Source organism: Haladaptatus sp. QDMS2, assembly GCF_029338295.1.
In the GTDB taxonomy this organism is placed as follows: Archaea; Halobacteriota; Halobacteria; order Halobacteriales; family Halococcaceae; genus QDMS2.
Genome location: NZ_CP119792.1, coordinates 36,066 through 51,153, shown reverse-complemented (window position 1 = coordinate 51,153; position 15,088 = coordinate 36,066). Strand labels below are relative to the sequence as shown.

At 57.4% G+C, this 15,088-nt stretch carries 16 protein-coding genes; 6 read left to right on the top strand and 10 right to left on the bottom strand.

Translation table 11 applies throughout. From position 1 onward, the window contains the following. Positions 1 to 31: 31 nt before the first annotated feature. The 4 genes from P1M51_RS16265 to P1M51_RS16250 form a co-directional block, all read right to left on the bottom strand. Positions 32 to 1,714, bottom strand: coding sequence for a hypothetical protein (locus P1M51_RS16265; RefSeq protein ID WP_276275121.1), 1,683 nt, complete (start codon positions 1,712 to 1,714; stop codon positions 32 to 34). Next, positions 1,702 to 1,947 (bottom strand): hypothetical protein, encoded by a 246-nt coding sequence (locus tag P1M51_RS16260; protein WP_276275120.1) that lies wholly within the window; start codon positions 1,945 to 1,947, stop codon positions 1,702 to 1,704. The genes P1M51_RS16265 and P1M51_RS16260 overlap by 13 nt, the downstream gene beginning before the upstream one ends. A gap of 468 nt (positions 1,948 to 2,415) precedes the next feature. Further along, positions 2,416 to 3,597, bottom strand: a complete 1,182-nt coding sequence (locus P1M51_RS16255) for a Fic family protein (RefSeq protein WP_276248584.1) — start codon at positions 3,595 to 3,597, stop codon at positions 2,416 to 2,418. A gap of 265 nt (positions 3,598 to 3,862) precedes the next feature. After that, positions 3,863 to 4,012 carry a hypothetical protein gene (locus P1M51_RS16250; protein ID WP_276248585.1) on the bottom strand — a complete coding sequence of 50 codons (150 nt, stop codon included), beginning with the start codon at positions 4,010 to 4,012 and terminating at the stop codon, positions 3,863 to 3,865. A gap of 151 nt (positions 4,013 to 4,163) precedes the next feature. Between P1M51_RS16250 and P1M51_RS16245 the strand changes: the two genes are divergently transcribed. Further along, on the top strand, positions 4,164 to 4,556 hold the full coding sequence (locus tag P1M51_RS16245) for a helix-turn-helix domain-containing protein (protein WP_276248586.1): 393 nt from the start codon (positions 4,164 to 4,166) through the stop codon (positions 4,554 to 4,556). Positions 4,557 to 4,636: 80 nt separating this feature from the next. On the opposite strand, the gene P1M51_RS16240 is transcribed toward P1M51_RS16245, so the two are convergent. Next, positions 4,637 to 5,191 (bottom strand): dihydrofolate reductase family protein, encoded by a 555-nt coding sequence (locus tag P1M51_RS16240; protein ID WP_276248587.1) that lies wholly within the window; start codon positions 5,189 to 5,191, stop codon positions 4,637 to 4,639. A 130-nt stretch (positions 5,192 to 5,321) separates the two neighbouring features. Between P1M51_RS16240 and P1M51_RS16235 the strand changes: the two genes are divergently transcribed. The 3 genes from P1M51_RS16235 to P1M51_RS16225 all read left to right on the top strand — a co-directional run bounded on the left by P1M51_RS16235 (position 5,322) and on the right by P1M51_RS16225 (position 6,698). Continuing rightward, the gene (locus tag P1M51_RS16235; RefSeq protein ID WP_276248588.1) at positions 5,322 to 5,660 is read left to right on the top strand and encodes a hypothetical protein; all 339 of its coding nucleotides are present in this window, start codon (positions 5,322 to 5,324) and stop codon (positions 5,658 to 5,660) included. A 100-nt stretch (positions 5,661 to 5,760) separates the two neighbouring features. Continuing rightward, positions 5,761 to 6,129, top strand: coding sequence for a hypothetical protein (locus P1M51_RS16230; RefSeq protein ID WP_276275119.1), 369 nt, complete (start codon positions 5,761 to 5,763; stop codon positions 6,127 to 6,129). After that, positions 6,126 to 6,698, top strand: a complete 573-nt coding sequence (locus P1M51_RS16225) for a hypothetical protein (protein ID WP_276275118.1) — start codon at positions 6,126 to 6,128, stop codon at positions 6,696 to 6,698. The genes P1M51_RS16230 and P1M51_RS16225 overlap by 4 nt, the downstream gene beginning before the upstream one ends. A 473-nt stretch (positions 6,699 to 7,171) precedes the next feature. Here P1M51_RS16225 and P1M51_RS16220 read toward each other — a convergent pair whose 3' ends face one another. After that, positions 7,172 to 7,681, bottom strand: coding sequence for a universal stress protein (locus P1M51_RS16220; RefSeq protein WP_276248591.1), 510 nt, complete (start codon positions 7,679 to 7,681; stop codon positions 7,172 to 7,174). Between the two features lie 282 nt (positions 7,682 to 7,963). On the opposite strand from P1M51_RS16220, the gene P1M51_RS16215 reads away from it, so the two are divergent. Next, on the top strand, positions 7,964 to 9,187 hold the full coding sequence (locus P1M51_RS16215) for a transposase (protein ID WP_276275117.1): 1,224 nt from the start codon (positions 7,964 to 7,966) through the stop codon (positions 9,185 to 9,187). Positions 9,188 to 9,271: 84 nt separating this feature from the next. Here P1M51_RS16215 and P1M51_RS16210 read toward each other — a convergent pair whose 3' ends face one another. After that, complete coding sequence (locus tag P1M51_RS16210) at positions 9,272 to 10,024, bottom strand: TrkA C-terminal domain-containing protein (RefSeq protein WP_276275116.1); 753 nt, start codon at positions 10,022 to 10,024, stop codon at positions 9,272 to 9,274. Between the two features lie 271 nt (positions 10,025 to 10,295). Between P1M51_RS16210 and P1M51_RS16205 the strand changes: the two genes are divergently transcribed. After that, complete coding sequence (locus P1M51_RS16205) at positions 10,296 to 10,718, top strand: DUF2391 family protein (RefSeq protein WP_276275115.1); 423 nt, start codon at positions 10,296 to 10,298, stop codon at positions 10,716 to 10,718. Between the two features lie 240 nt (positions 10,719 to 10,958). On the opposite strand, the gene P1M51_RS16200 is transcribed toward P1M51_RS16205, so the two are convergent. The 3 genes from P1M51_RS16200 to P1M51_RS16190 all read right to left on the bottom strand — a co-directional run bounded on the left by P1M51_RS16200 (position 10,959) and on the right by P1M51_RS16190 (position 14,859). Continuing rightward, a complete protein-coding gene (locus P1M51_RS16200) occupies positions 10,959 to 11,873 on the bottom strand; it encodes a hypothetical protein (protein WP_276275114.1) in 915 nt (304 codons plus the stop codon). A 157-nt stretch (positions 11,874 to 12,030) separates the two neighbouring features. After that, positions 12,031 to 12,879 (bottom strand): DNA-binding protein, encoded by an 849-nt coding sequence (locus P1M51_RS16195; RefSeq protein WP_276275113.1) that lies wholly within the window; start codon positions 12,877 to 12,879, stop codon positions 12,031 to 12,033. A gap of 534 nt (positions 12,880 to 13,413) precedes the next feature. Then, positions 13,414 to 14,859: an ATP-binding protein gene (locus P1M51_RS16190; protein WP_276275112.1), complete on the bottom strand. Its 1,446-nt coding sequence runs from the start codon at positions 14,857 to 14,859 to the stop codon at positions 13,414 to 13,416. Between the last annotated feature and the right edge of the window lie 229 nt (positions 14,860 to 15,088).

Here is a 15,088-nt window from a genome sequence, read left to right as displayed (position 1 = left end):
GTCCGTCGGGATGGACGTGGTGGCACCATCCTCACAGCCCCCGCCACGGTGGCCAGATACGCCATCCGGTGAATCGGTCGATGATGAACACGGCGAACAGGAACGTAGAGACGGGCACGCCAATCCGGTAGAGAGTGGTGAGGAATGCGAGTGGGCCACCACCGACGTAGACGACTGCTGAATCGGACGTGAACCCGGAACCATCGACCCACCACCGACCCGGGTCGAACCGAGCTGAAACGCTCCCTGCATTGCGAGGAAGTGTGTGCGTTACTGTCCCATCGTCGCTCGTGTTCACCCGTTCGCCCGCGATGACGAGCGAACCTTCACGCTCGTCGGTCGCGATTGGCTCGTCCGTCTGTGCATCCCGAAGCGTGGCTTCGACGGTGACCGTCTTTGCCGTCGTGTTCACCACCGACAGCGAGAGGTTGCTCTTGTGAATCGGAATGTCGATGAACGTCCCCTCGTTGAGGCGGGTTTCGACACCTCGCACGAGGCCATGGGCAGTGACATTTCTGAGTGTATGGTCGGCTGTTTTAGTTCGCGTGGTGAGCGCGTAACTCGCCGTGTAGGGTTCGGTCAGGACGTCGAGATGCACATGCTCGGGAAGCGTGGGTGGCGTCGTTTCCGCGCCGTACGTTCCCTGAATCGTGACGGTATCTCGGGGAGCCGCCGTTGGTCCCGTCTCCATCGGATAGGCGTTCACCTGGAGGGGCTGGAGCGAGGAGTTGCGTTCGGTGTCGCCGTCCTCAGTACTCGATACGAGCGTGTCCCACTCGCTATCGCGGGCTGAGTAAAACCGCCACACGCCGTTCACCTCGCCGTTCGGAAGGGAGTAGCCCAGCCACGGGTGATTCTTCCCGACGTACAGGCCGAGGTCGCCGTTTGGATACACGCCGCGATACCCGGCAACGCTGAGGTCGTATTCCGTGACCTGAAGTTCGTCTCGGACGGTGAGCGTCTCCGTGCGAACGCTGCACGACTCTCCAGAACACGCCTTCGAATGTGGGGAGAGTTCGACGGCGATGTCCGCTTCGACGGTGAGCGTGTGCTCGTCTCCAGCGTAGTCTGAAAGCGACTCGTAGGACAGGGTAGGTGTATGGCTCCCTACTGTGGTGGTTTCGAGTTCATCATCTACGAGCAGTCGTGTCTCGACGATTCGGTGGTCGAGTAACTGGGCGTCGGTTCGCTCGCCACTCGCTTCGTCAAGCATCGTGCGCTGTACGCGATAGTCGATAGTCGCGAGGACGCTCCCGTTCGGCGCAACGTACAGGGGCCGGTCCTCTGGTAAGAGACGGGCGCGAGTCGAGGGTTGTACGGCGAACACCTCGACGTATGCGTCCTTGATGAACACGCTATCTGCGAGCGTGGCGTTCGGAGGGTGAATCGACGTGCCTGCATCTGTCTCCGGGAAGTCCTGCAGGTCGCCTCGATTCCACTGCTCGACGGCTTTCGGTGGGGCGTTAAACGGGATGTCAGTCATCGCGGCCAGCTCACGCATCTCCGCTGGTGAATCGCCAGTGAGATTCTCGACGGCACTGGCGTTCGTGTTGTCTACGTCTCCCGACCACAGCGTGTGAAAGGTCGCTTCACTCAGGCCGTGGTCGGTCTCGTTTGCGGGTGCACCAACCGAAAGCGTGGTCGTAAGCGACGTCGCGAAGACGGCGGCCAGGACGATACAAAGGCGACCCGCGTTCGTGCTCAGAACGCGCAACTTGCGCCACCTGCGACGACGTTGTTGAGCAGGAACTGCACGATGGCCGTCCCGAGGGGAGCCACCACGATACCCCAGATGACGGCCTGCGTACGCGCCTCTTTGAGCTCGCGTTTCGTATCCACTCGGCGAACGATGGGTATCGCAACGGTCGCTCCGAGCGCGATGACGCCGCCGATGAGCGGGCCCCCAAACTGAATGAGCATGAAGACGTTCTTGACGGTCTGGGCCATGCTCGTCCCGCAGAAGGCCTGCCCCGTGGATTGGGCAGCGACAGGGTCGACAGCGACGATACTGAATAACGCAAGCGAGAGCGTAGCGATACGGCAAGCGGTAACCGAGACGGTGCGACTGGTCTTTGAGCGGGCCGAAATCGTGGCCCTGGTGTTTTCTGCAGACATGGTCATCACTAACGCCACCAACAAACGGCCTCAATCCCGCAATCAAGAGACGACTCGGCCGGCGACTGTGTTACAGAATACCATCTTCCGTCATTCTATATTAACTTACGGAGCTGCTAGTTTCCAGAATTATCAGGATACTATTTGTGAATTAATCAACAAACATCTAGAGAAGAACGACTGACAGTACTGTTGAACCAGAGATTCGAGGAGTTCGGTTTTCTGCACTGTGCGCCCTAGAGTTCTCCGTTCGATATGTGAGAACTGAGTTTGGCACACACTCAGACCAGTGCTGGAGGGCTAGTAGGTTCGCGGTGGTTCCTCCAGGATATCGAAGATTTCCTTGGCGCGATACTCCTTGTTTCGTGCGTTCCCCGTGACCTCTTCGAGCACGCCATCGTCCTGAAGTGCCGCGATCGCTCGAGACGCCGTTGATTGCTTAACATCAAATAACCGCATAACGGTCTTCGCCGTGAGATAGGGTTGCTCGAACAAGTTACAGGCAAGCTGGTTTTTCGTGTACGATTTCCCACCGTACTCCGCTTCGTACCGCCGCCTGAGCTCGTCTAATGCCTGGGTTCGCAGCACAGACTCCTCAGCCTGTTTCGCGATTCCCTCGATAACGAACCGTACCCAGGCCTCCCAATCACCACGCATCCGAACCGCGGTGAGACGGTCGACATACGCAGGTTTGTTCCGGTTAAAATATTCACTCAGATAGAGATTTGGATGGTGGAGATATCCGTGGTCGTAGAGCTGGAGCGTTATCAGTAAGCGGCCGAGACGTCCGTTTCCATCCCCATACGGGTGGATGGTTTCGAACTGGTAGTGGAACAGAGCGATGTCGATGAGCGGGTGATAGATACCTCCTGTCCGGTAGTAAGTGATGAGTGTATCCATCAGTCCCTCTACAGCGCCCGGACCGGGTGGAAAGAAATCCCCGAGGTGGTTCGGGATTGTTTTGTATGCACCAATGGTGTCCGTATCGATACGGTCGTCAGGAACACCAGAAAGCAACGTCGTATGAAGCGAGTGCAAAAGGTCAACAGTCAGCGTTTGGTTATCGTCGAGCGCTAGAATACCGTCTTTCACTGCTTGCTCGTAATTCAACACTTCGCGCGTGTCCTTCGTGCTCCTCGATGACGCCTTGTGTGGTGACATCTGGTCGTCCGATTTAGTATCAAATACCCGTGTTTCGAGGCTGTAGAGCGCATTGAAATCAATGTTGGCGCCTTCGATTTCAGTGGACTCCATCGCTTCTTTTCTGAGCAGCGACGTGTAGAGCACTGGTGGAAATTCGAGGTTGAGACTGATGCCGTTGAGCTTCCCGAGCCAAAATGTGGCATCAGCGAGTAACGCATAGAACTCCGCATCGAACTCTAGGTTCTTGCTCGGTGGGAGTGAGTCTGGTTTGTAATAGGATTCTCTCCCGTATGCAACAAGCTTCCCTGGTGCGCCCTCATTCAAATCACCTTGTTTCATGCATGCATATCATCTACAACCCGCCCATGTATGAATTTAACTATTGTAAATTCATACGTAGGTTCGAGAGGGGTATATAACTTCCATGTACTCACCTTGAATGCAACCACACACCCTCAAGGAGCGCACATGGTGGAGGACTAACCGTTGCTGTTCCCTGCGGTACTCAAAGAGAAAGCGGAGGATCCGGGATAGAGTACCAATTGAAGGCAGGTGAGCAAGCCGACCGATAGAAACTGAGGAACGATTCAACGACCGTCAGCCGTCAAATCCACGTCTCGTACTGCTCGTCGATGTCCTCGACTGTCTCGTGCAGCGACAGCAACCGTCCGACGATTCGCGTGTACGCGTCGGCAGATTGGTGGGGTGGCCAACGAAGAAGGCCGTCATTGCGTGAACAGTATCTCGTCTGCATTTCACGCACTGCAAAGGCCGAGAAGTACGGAAATACGTGAGCTGTGGAGTTTTTCATTCTGTAGGTGAGTACAAAACTACGCGCAATATCGGCTAAGTAGCAGGATACGAATAAGTGCAAGGCAATATACGTCTCATCCGGAGAGAAATAAATGGCCGAACGCGACCGCCGCTCGACAAACGAGGTGCGAAAACCGGAGCCACCGCTCCCCGAGGAGAGTGGCTTGACTCTCGAAGAATACCTCGCGATGCAACAGGCAATTGGCCATCCAACGCGGTTTCGTATCCTGCGAACACTCGTTGCCAACGACGAGTTGAGTGCGACTGACCTCAAATCGGCAGTCGACGTTGAATCCCACAACTTCCACTACCACCTCGTCGAATTGGTCGATGTTGGGCTTGTCGACAAGCGTCAGCGACGGACCGCTGACAGCCAAGGCTTTTACACCTACTATCGCCCGACTCGGATGGGACGCGACATCCTCGAATACGGTGTCGAGGAGCTGATGCGTCGCGAACGCGAGTTCAACGAGGCCTACTCGTAGCAATCAAACCCGTATTGCGGCTGTGTCTGAACCACGTCTCGTTTTTGCGCATTTAACCCACTGTCTGTTTTGAGAGTTGGTCATCGGAGGCTGTAGGAGACCAGGACGGAGCCGTCGTCGAACCGACGTGTCGTGTCGAGAGTGAGGTCAACCCGGGTTGCGTCGGGAAGGGCTCGGGTTCCCCCACCGACGATCGTCGGGACCAAGCGCAGTACATACCGGTCGACCAGCCCTGCCCGGATGGCTTCGCCAGCGAGGCCCGCGCCACCGATGGACAGGTCGCGGTCGGCTTGGTCTTTCATGCGCTGTACCACTTCGGGGTCGAACGTTCGCTCCAGACGGGTCCGCGGCTCCGGCACGGTATCCAGGGTGGTCGAGTAGACGACCTTGTCGGTATCCAGCCACGCCTCGGCGAATTCGCGTTGTACATCGGGTAGGTCGTCGAGGAGAAATTCGTCCCACACCCGCATCGACTCGTACATGCGACGGCCGAGAAGGGAGGTGCCGACTGATCGTTGGTGGTCGTTGAAGAAGGCATGCGCGTCCGCAGATGGCTCTGACCAGTCGAAGTTGCCGTTCTCGTCGGCGATGTAGCCGTCGAGTGATGCGTTGATGACGTAGATGAGGTTGGCCATGGACTCCTCTTGGTCGTCGCGTCTATTCAATATGGACGACAGAAGGACCGGAAACCGATCAGACGGTATGTACCTACGTTGCGCACCTTCTCGAAGGCAATCACGACCCCGGATGGGACCGACGCTAGTAATGCAGCAGACGCTTTCGGGATGTGCGTTCTGCGATGCGCTTCCCGGGTCGGAACGTGGCAATGCCGTCACCTGGGGCAAAAACGATCGGGTTTCGCATCCGATCTGCGTCGACTGCGCCGTCCAAACCCGGGCCGACCCCGACGACCGAGATCACCACGCCTGCGATGGGTGTGGTCTCGTGGTCGACACGCTCGCAGCGCTCACGCGATTTCGCGTGGAACTCGGCCACCTTGAGGGGACACTACACCTCTGTATACGCTGTAGCCCCGGTGGCCCTGCGACGTACTGGACGCGAGATCTCGACGAGCATCTCGTTCGTGAGGCCATATCGAAGTAGCGATTGACCAGCTCGTTCAACCATTGTTCCTGCATCGATGTGCAAGCTATGTGCATGCACCGAAATTGTTATCCGGCTATGTGCAGAACTTGCACATAGAATGAGCGCGAGTGACAAGCCCCGACGGGTCCACTTCCAGTCCCCGGAGTATCTCGTCGAGCGTCTCGACGCGATTGCGGCACTCTTCGACAAGGACCGGACGGACCTCCTCGTCGAAGCGATCCGCGAGTACATCGAAGAGACCGCCGACAGCGAGACGTTCCAGGAACTGGTGGCGACGAAGTACTACGACGACCAACTCGACTTCGAGACGGTCAAGCAGCTGGTCGGCGCTGAAACCGCCCAACGGCTCCGCCTGCTCAAAGCGGACCTTGAGGGCGAACCGTTGGATCTCGCTGCGCCCACTGACGTCGACATCTACGGCGACGACGCAACCTCGGTCGATACCGCGGACGGCGACGAGCGATGAGCAGGCCGCGGCTGCGGACAGTCGTCGCCGACACGAGTGCGCTGGTCAGTCTCGCCGTCCCACGAGCCGACGCAGCCTACGACACCGACACCGCTCCGGATCCCCTCCAGTATCTCCTCACCTCCTGTGACGTCGCCGTCCCACCGGAAGTCGTTGCAGAGCTCCGTGACATGGCTCAGTACCAGGACATCCATGGCGCTGCAGCCTCCAATGTCCTCGCCGCTCGCGGCCACTATACGGTCGACGATCCCTATGAGCGAGCCGACACGCCCGAATCGCGACCGACGTTCGGCCTCGACGACGGTGAAACCGACGGCATCGTGCTCGCGAACGCCCTCGACGTCGACGGGTTTCTGACCGACGAGTTCGGCGGGACGAATTTCCCACTGATTCACGCCGTGCTGCAGGGGCCGCGGCTCATCCCGACGCCGCGGCTCATCGTAGATTACGCTCGGAGCGGGCATATGAGCCACGAAGAAGCGGGGATGCTGATAACGACGATCAGCCCGCATCGTAGCTGGGAGAACAGCCCCTACGTCACGCAATTGCTCCAACGCCTCGACGCGTAACCGGTCTCCAAGTGGCGACGCCGAACACCAGCGCCGGCGAGGATTCCTGAAAGCCATCGGCCGTTCACGGGCGGCGTCGCCGCCCGTTAGCTCGGGAGAGCCCTGCTCGCACGTTGCTCGGCATCCCGCGACCACGCGAGACGCAGTCTCGCTTGCTCCTGTTCGCTCCTGAAGACTCGCTTCGATCGTCTTCCGTGCTCTCGCTCGTTGCACTCGTTGGAGCTCCGCTCACGGGGTCGGGGGCGTTCACGGCGCTTCGCGCCGTGTGCTCGGGAGACGTAGTCGCGGGTGACCGAGACGGCCTTGCCCGTTCTGAGTCCACCAGAATATCGACTGTGTCAGTGAGCGTCGAGTCCAGTTAAACGGGTGGTTCGTTACGGCCCACCCGCTTGCCGTGAGAACGCTTGCTGGAAAGAAATGGAGAATCGTAGTGGGCGTCGACAACCTCGAGTGGAGCGATTTTGCAGGTGAATCTAATCGAGTTCAGCGGTGAGGGCGACACGAGGTCGATTCTCTGTGCGCTGGTCAGCGCTATCCTTGGCGGGTGTGAGAACGTCCGCCGTAAGCGAGTCGACCTCGATGATTTCTACGTTTGAATTCACGTGCTCTCGGAGGAACGCAGCGACAGCAAGGCCGTTTCCGGTTAGTTCGCTCAGAACTTTCCGCCACGTGGGTCGTTGGTTCGCGCCAACCACGATGATGTCTGCATGGGATTGAGCTGCTTCCTCCAGAATGACTTCCTCGACGAGGAATCCGCGCCGTGTGAGAACGGATGCGGTTGTTCCATCAAGGATGGACGCGATTGCGTGGCTGATCTCACTCGTTTGGGTTTTGTCACCTGTTTGAAACAGGTTGACGTGTAACACGACTAGCTCTGCGGATGCATTTTCTTGAGCCAATCGGGCGGCGGCCGCGAGGGTCTGCGTACTTTGTTCGGTTAAGGGATAGCGGATGGGGACGAGGATGGTTGTACGAGTGGTCATAGCTGCGACAGTGAATGGTTGTTCCCGACGTGAGGAATGTCTTCAATTTATGTAACACACGTAGAGAATATAAACTTGTTGAACTGTCTTCGGAGATGAGTGGTTAACTCGGTCAGCTAGCACGAGGAGTGATGTATGAGTAGTACAGCCATGACCACCTAATGCAAGCAGGGAGTCCCGCCGTTCACGGCGGGCGGGAATGCGACACAGGACGACACAACCGCCCACCGACAGTCGGCCAACTCCCGAATGCTTATAATACAACTCCCCCACGTGTGGGACGTGGCATTGAAACGTACCGCCCGCGTCAAACTCGCCATCCCCGACGACCGGCGGGAAGACCTCAAACGGACGATGCTGACGTTCCGTGAGGTCGCCCAACGGTTCGCTGACCGAGGGTGGGAGCGGGACGCGGACGGCTACGTTATCACATCCAGAACGCGCCTCCAGTCACTCGTCTACAAACAGGTCCGCGAGGATACCGAGTTGCACTCCGACCTGTGCATCGGTGCGGTCAACCTCGCCGCCGACAGCCTTCGGAGTGCGGTCGAACGGATGAAGACCGGCAAACGCGCCAGCAAACCGACGTTCACCGCCCCGACTGTGACGTACAACACAAATGCGGTGTCGTACTTCACAGACGACGACGGGCCGGGCTACTGCACGCTCGCGGCCTACGGCGGTCGGGTCCGTGCCAAGTTCATCTACCCGCCTGATGAAGATTGCCCGCAACGCGAGTATCTTGGGGACGAGTGGGAGCAAAAGGGCGCGACACTCCACTACGACCGCGACGACGGCGAGTACTACCTTCACATCACGGTCGAACGCGACGAACCGGAGACGGAGTTGGGAGAGGCCGAGAACGGAACGGTTCTCGGCGTCGATGTAGGTGTGAACAACATCGCTGTCACGAGTACGGGGGAGTTCTACTCGGGTGGGCTGTTCAACCATCGCCGAGTCGAGTACGAGCGCGTCCGTGGGTCGTTGCAACAGACCGGCACGGAATCGGCACACCGCACAATCCAGTCGATGGGCGACCGCGAGCATCGCTGGAACACCGACGTGCTGCACACCATCTCGAAGGCTATCGTCCAAGAGGCGATAGCACACGACTGTGTGGTCATCGCCTTCGAAGACTTGACCGACATTCGGGACCGACTACCCGGCGCAAAGGCGTTCCACGGCTGGGCATTCCGGACGCTGGTTGAGTATGTCGAGTACAAGGCCAAAGCGTTCGGGATTCGAACCCAGCAGGTGAACCCTGCGTACACGTCTCAGCGGTGTTCGAAGTGCGGGACGACACTCGAAGAAAATCGGGCAGGCGCGGAGTTCGAGTGCCGGAAGTGTGGCTACGCGGTTCATGCCGATTACAACGCAGCGAAGAACATCGCAACCAGACAACTCCGGTCGAAGCAGAAGCCTTCGGTCGGAGGGGCGACCAATCAACTCGCCCTAAAGTCGGGAACGCTGAACGGGAACGGGCGCTTTTCGCCCGCCGACGCGTAAGCGACGGACAGACCGGGAGTTCACCGACAAACGCCGGCCTTCAGGCCGGGGAAGTTGATTGTGAACACGACCAGTTGATTGCAACTAGATGAATTGGTCTTGTGCTTCGAGAGCTTCTTCGTGTTCTTCGACAGCACGTTCGTGTGATTTCATGTCACTTGCGCCGCGGTCCGAGAGTTCCTGCAATCGATCTGCTTTTCCATAGAGCAGTACCGTATCACCGGGCTTAATCTCGGTATCTGACCCAGGTGCTCCGATGTAGGAGCTATCCCGATAGATGCCGAGTAACAGAATTCCTTCTTCAGGAAGGTCGCATTCGTCTGAGGTTGTGTTTGCGAGCCAGTCGCCCTCCTCCACGACAATTTCCGCAACTCGGTACTCTCGCTGGAGACCGAGCATTTCTGTATAATCTCGAAGTTCGAGGTCCGTCGTCCGTTCGAGTGACCATTCAATGAGCGGAGTCAGCAATCGATTCAACCACTCGCTACGCGCGGCGAGGACGAGTAGAACGACCCCGATAAGGATGTAGACGAGGTTGAGAGCGGTTCCTCCCTGAGCATCGGTGAACGAGAGGATAAGTGACGCGATGACACTCACTAACCCCACGCTCCCGAGCCGGATGAGCGCCTTGATGATTTTCCGCCGTTCCGGTGTTGCCACTGTCTGTTCCGCCTCTTCTGTCGTATATCCCGCACCGGAGAACGCCGACGTCGATTGAAACGAGGCGATATCCGGAGAGAGCCCCGTCATCCGAAGGGCGATTGACCCGATTCGAACGATTAGCAGTGACAGGGCAAAGATGACCAGCAACGAGACAACCGATTCCGTGGCGACCATAACCTGTGAACGTTAGCCGCGATACTAGGTAAAACATCCCTCAGAAGGCGTCGAACATCGATTATATTTGAGCGCCTCCCGTTTGCGTTTGGTCGTGCTCACCCGCCTATTCGCGGGATGCAGAGAATCACGCCGTCCGTCGCAGATCGACAACGTTGGGGATATGCCCGAATTTATCGAAAGCTCGGCCCCTCGAATCGTCCCCACAATTGCTCTCGAACGCGACGGAACCGGACTAGCACCTTACGTGATCCCCTGTGAAGAAATGAGTATGCCGAGAACGCCGCGGTTTAGACTCAGCGACTTCGTTCAGCAGATCGTTGGAGGCCTCTTCGTATCCGGGCCGCTCGTGATAACCGAGGAAACCTGGCGTCTCGCCGAACGGATGGAGCTCCAGCACGTGGTTCTCACGATCGCGATCGTCTTTCTCACCGGATACGGACTGCTGTACAAAGCGGATACACAGCACAATCTTCGCATTGAGAGTGACATCGGACTCGGTGGCGTTATCCCCCGTCGATTTGTCTCGCTCATTTTGGTTTCGTATCTTTCGGTCGGCCTCCTCGCGATCGCTTTCGCTGCTCCGACAACATTCGGTGTGACGAACGCGGTGACCCTCAGAGCCATTAATATAAGCGCCATCTTCAGCATGATCGGCGCTGCAACCGCCGATACAATTCTTGGCCAACGGTGAGCAATTTCCGTGACTCAGACAGCCAGCGAATCTACGACACCCACCGAGTAGTGGGATTGTTCCCTGTCATAGCCCTCTTCCCGGTGGGACGACCACGGCGTTTCGAACTGGACGTGCGATCTGCCCGGAACACGCAGTCGGGAGAGTCACGTGGGCGAAGTGGCTCCCAGCGCAGTACGCACGTGACACGGACGAGAAGAAACAGCACGGACAGCCGGTGACGTACTCGAATCGCCAGAATCAACTCGGCGTCGACCGGATGTCGTCGATGACCGCCCTCCAGGGATGTTCGCCGTGGAATGCCCGGAGATAAGGGCCCGAGACACCTGCTGCGTCACTCACGAGCAACAGCGAGGCGAACAGTGCATGCTCGGGGAGAAACGCGAGACTACTCCATCGATACCGCGGACGGATCCGACCCAGGAGGCGAGCGGGGAACCCCGCTCGAAGTGTCGAGAGTTCGGTGTCGTTGACATCCAGCTCGCGAACGGTCGCTTCCATGATGCCGCCTTGTCGAGTGCCGTGGGCGAGGACACCTTCCAGAAGAGCAATCGTACGCTGCCGGGTGGCGATGTGAGCCAACGACTCGTCGTCCAGTTCCCTGGCGAGGTGCTTGAGCGCGAGGATCGACGTGGCCCCTTCGTAGCCTCCTCGGAGATACGGGTGCGCCCAGGTGGGGGAGTCAAAGCGATGCTGGTAGGCGTAGCACACTCCCGAGCAGAGGTAGGAGTACGCCACCATGGTGGGGAGTCGCCCACCACTGACACAGATGTGACCTGTACTGGCGACATATTCGGCCTGAATCCACAGGAAGGTAACCGACCCTGGAAGGTCCGACTGGAGGAGGGCGAGTCGTTCCCGTCGAGAGACGTCGTATACGAGGTGGTCTCGCCAGCTGTCCCGGTAAGGCGTCGAATCCACGTCGACGAGGTCGTCATAGAAGGCGATGAGTTCCTCGAATCGAGCGTGGACAGCGGCCTCGCTGGCGATCGGGCCGGCCGGATCGTAGACGAGAAGGTCAGAGAGCGGGAGTGCATCCGGATACGTTGTCCGATACGCGTCGATAGCGTCGGCACACATGGATTTGAGACGGCTGAAGAACTCCATGTTGTCCATCGTCGAGTCATACAATCGGTCGGACCGACCAAACCTCATTCGGTGGCAACGAGCACGTCCCGCGAGAGTCCCCTCGGAAGCAGCTGCTCGTACCGATGGGTTCAGGCAGTCGTGTTGATGTGAACGATAGGGGGCTCACTCGATGTCCCTATCGAGTACGACTCTGCGGCGACAAAAAGAAAGAATCCGCCGTAGTCTACGTCCACCACTCACCGCGCTCTGAGAATTCGATATTCGACCACCGCGTCAGTGCAATCGAACACCGACCCTTGTACCAGTTTTTCGCCGCCGCCCGAAATCGCACCCGTTCTCCCTCTCTGACCATCGCTTGCTCTGACTTCTTCCAGACCGTGAACCGAATCCGACCCGTCTCGTCTTCGAGGAGACCAACTTGCTGAATCGCTGGATGGGATGGCTCCCACAGGCGCTCGACTCGACCTTCAACGGTGACTTCGCCTCTCGGCACATTCTCAACTTTCGCGATGGGGACAATCCCACCCGGTCGCGTCCATTGCTTCTCGATGACCGCGACGGCTGCACTCACTAACTCCGCACCTCTGACCACTCGTTCGGCCACCTGCTTCGAAAGCACTGCCCTGGACACACTGTGGTTCACCATCCGATGAATGCGCGTCGCTTGTTGATTCACCGCCGCCAACTCCTCACGGCTCAACCGCTCACGAGGGTCCTCACGTCCGGGCTCCAATCTCGCATCGACGCTGCCCGCCCGTTTCTCGAACTCGACTTTCCGTTCCTTGCTCTGCTCCCCCACTTTTCGCCGCGTTCGCGCTTCACGGTCTGACTCCTGTCTGTTATCCCATCGCGTCCGCGTCTTCGCAATCTCCCACTCTCTCGCTTTCATGCGCTCTTCTGCCGCCAGGGTCAATCCCGACACTCCCGTATCCGGATGATTCGAATCGACTTTCGCCTGAATCTCCATCTCGACCGTGGGCCGCAGCTCAGGACGCTCGTCTACCGCCGCAAACTCATTATTTCTACGCTGTTCGACCGAAGCTTCTTGACCGATAGTGCGTTTAGTACTCATTGGTAATTCCTCTGAACCAGGGTTACCGCAGAAGGCGCTCACTCGGCGTCTTCACTTTCACAGAACCACTGGCTCTCCAGCCGTGGCTCTCAAACGCCTCAACCATCCGCGCGCTCGCTTCGCGCCTTCGCAAGCGACCCCCGGGAGCGAAGCGAGCGCGCCTATGATTCGTAGCAAACGAACCCGCGCGAAACGCGACCGCCGACGCGAGCGCCCAGCACGCAAGCCGGTTTCGCGTCCGTCGACCACAGGGAGACGCAACCGAAAGCGCGCTTGGTGCTGGCGTCGAAACCAGACGCCCGGACCGACGAACGCAGTGAGTCGCACGCCCGGAATGGTCGGTCGCGAGCGGGCGAACGGCGACGCAAGGAGCCGTGAGCGCGGAGGCGCGGTCGCTCGAGCGGGTGAACCGCGGAGTACACTGCGCATCAGGAAACGAGCAATGTCTGAATACGATACTGTTCATGGGAACGGAATTGAAGCACACGTTGACTACCGTGTGAAATACGGGACGGAGAGAGAATGCAGATGGTGCTAGCAGAGGTAGAAAAATAGCCATGAGGGCACAAAAATGAGCGAACCATCCTGTGAAAAGCTGTTTGCATGGTTGACGACAAACCCGACAGAACCCTCCTTCTCAGCAAGAAATCGGTTAATATTTCGAAGATTCATCCGCTCCGGGTTCCCGTGTTTCACTTCGACTGCGACACAGTAATCGGATCCACTAAGAACGAAATCAACTTCGCCAGTGGTTTCATTGTAGGTTACCTCCGCATTTCGAAAGTTTGAGAGATTGAATTGGAGTCTGCGGAGATGGTCACAGACTGCAGTTTCTAAAATTGCACCCATATCCGCAGAAGTGGGGAAACCCTCTGGGTCGGTACCACAGAGGGCATTCAGATGACCAACGTCAGAGACATAGGCCATCGGTTGTTTGCGTGAAGCGCGTGCCCCTTCTGTGTAGTGTGGGCAGCGATAAATGAGAAAGAACTCTTCAAGATATTCGATGTACTCGCGAACGGTTTCACGGTCAATTCCGAGATCGGTAGCAAGACCACGAATACTAAGCTTATTCCCAGTACTGTCCGCGAAATGTCGAAGTACGGCCATTAGTTCGCCGCGCTTGTCTACGCCGAACACGGTCGCTAAATCGCCATGCACTACTCGATAGAGATCTTCATCAAGTTTCCGTAGTGCATCAACTGCCTCAAGGTCGAAATACCCAGGATAGCCACCGCGAAGAAGATACCGTTCAAGTGCCTGTGTAATCTCCGGGCGGGAAGATTCTAATTGCATAGATGCACGGCTCAAGGCGAGTGTAACAGCTTGTGCATCTCCCTCACGAACACCGGCTTTAACCTTGTCACGAAGATTTCGGCTTTGTTCACGTACCGCCTCATCAGACAACACGCCCTCATATCGAACATAGTCGACAAATTTCATCGGGACGATTACTTGTTCCTCTGCTCGACCGACAAGTGTCTCGTTTGCTTCTTTCGTTATGAGCGTGCTTACAGACCCACTCAAGAGAAAATGAAGTTGGTCATACCGGTCAGCATAGAGTTTCACGGTATCTCCCCAGTTTGTTGCCTTTTGCACCTCGTCAATGAGGATATACACTGGTGAATCGAGCGTCTCGAATGACCGTCCGAGGACTCTCGATTCATAAATTGTTAAAATATCGGATAGGATATTGTCCGCGTCTGAAGAAATCGTGCTGGCTTCAGTCGTCATATAGAGAACGTGTTCTGGAGTGTGCCCTTGGTTGAGGAGATAGTCGATGTATTGTCCCATCATGGTACTCTTGCCAACTTGGCGAGGGCCAACGAGCGTAACAATCTGTGTACTGAGCATCCTATCGACGAGCCGATCGAAATCCCGACGTCGGTGTTCATCGGTAAACAAAGATGGTTGCACTGGGCCCCCACGCCACCACGGATTGAACCGCACTAGAATTTGCTGAAGTTTCGTCTCATTCATACACCGTATTTAACATCCCTCACGAAAAAGTTGTGGGGTCGAATCCACAACTTTTGGATGAGATTGTGGGGTAAAGTCGACAATTTTGGATAGGGATGGTAGGACTGGCTCCACAATTATGAGGTATATTGGTAGCAAGAGAGCTCTAAGTGTGACCGTCTCCCTGCCTAAACGACGGGGCTTCCCACGGAATCGCACCACTGAGTTGATCGGGCATGCTGAGTGCCAG

Bases quoted from the DNA above. Each gene is read 5' to 3' on its own strand.
- P1M51_RS16260 (WP_276275120.1), bottom strand. From the start codon at position 1,947: ATGGCCCAGACCGTCAAGAACGTCTTCATGCTCATTCAGTTTGGGGGC.
- P1M51_RS16255 (WP_276248584.1), bottom strand. From the start codon at position 3,597: ATGAAACAAGGTGATTTGAATGAGGGCGCACCAGGGAAGCTTGTTGCA.
- P1M51_RS16250 (WP_276248585.1), bottom strand. From the start codon at position 4,012: ATGCAGACGAGATACTGTTCACGCAATGACGGCCTTCTTCGTTGGCCA.
- P1M51_RS16245 (WP_276248586.1), top strand. From the start codon at position 4,164: ATGGCCGAACGCGACCGCCGCTCGACAAACGAGGTGCGAAAACCGGAG.
- P1M51_RS16240 (WP_276248587.1), bottom strand. From the start codon at position 5,191: ATGGCCAACCTCATCTACGTCATCAACGCATCACTCGACGGCTACATC.
- P1M51_RS16235 (WP_276248588.1), top strand. From the start codon at position 5,322: ATGCAGCAGACGCTTTCGGGATGTGCGTTCTGCGATGCGCTTCCCGGG.
- P1M51_RS16230 (WP_276275119.1), top strand. From the start codon at position 5,761: ATGAGCGCGAGTGACAAGCCCCGACGGGTCCACTTCCAGTCCCCGGAG.
- P1M51_RS16225 (WP_276275118.1), top strand. From the start codon at position 6,126: ATGAGCAGGCCGCGGCTGCGGACAGTCGTCGCCGACACGAGTGCGCTG.
- P1M51_RS16220 (WP_276248591.1), bottom strand. From the start codon at position 7,681: ATGACCACTCGTACAACCATCCTCGTCCCCATCCGCTATCCCTTAACC.
- P1M51_RS16210 (WP_276275116.1), bottom strand. From the start codon at position 10,024: ATGGTCGCCACGGAATCGGTTGTCTCGTTGCTGGTCATCTTTGCCCTG.
- P1M51_RS16205 (WP_276275115.1), top strand. From the start codon at position 10,296: ATGCCGAGAACGCCGCGGTTTAGACTCAGCGACTTCGTTCAGCAGATC.
- P1M51_RS16200 (WP_276275114.1), bottom strand. From the start codon at position 11,873: ATGAGGTTTGGTCGGTCCGACCGATTGTATGACTCGACGATGGACAAC.
- P1M51_RS16195 (WP_276275113.1), bottom strand. From the start codon at position 12,879: ATGAGTACTAAACGCACTATCGGTCAAGAAGCTTCGGTCGAACAGCGT.
- P1M51_RS16190 (WP_276275112.1), bottom strand. From the start codon at position 14,859: ATGAATGAGACGAAACTTCAGCAAATTCTAGTGCGGTTCAATCCGTGG.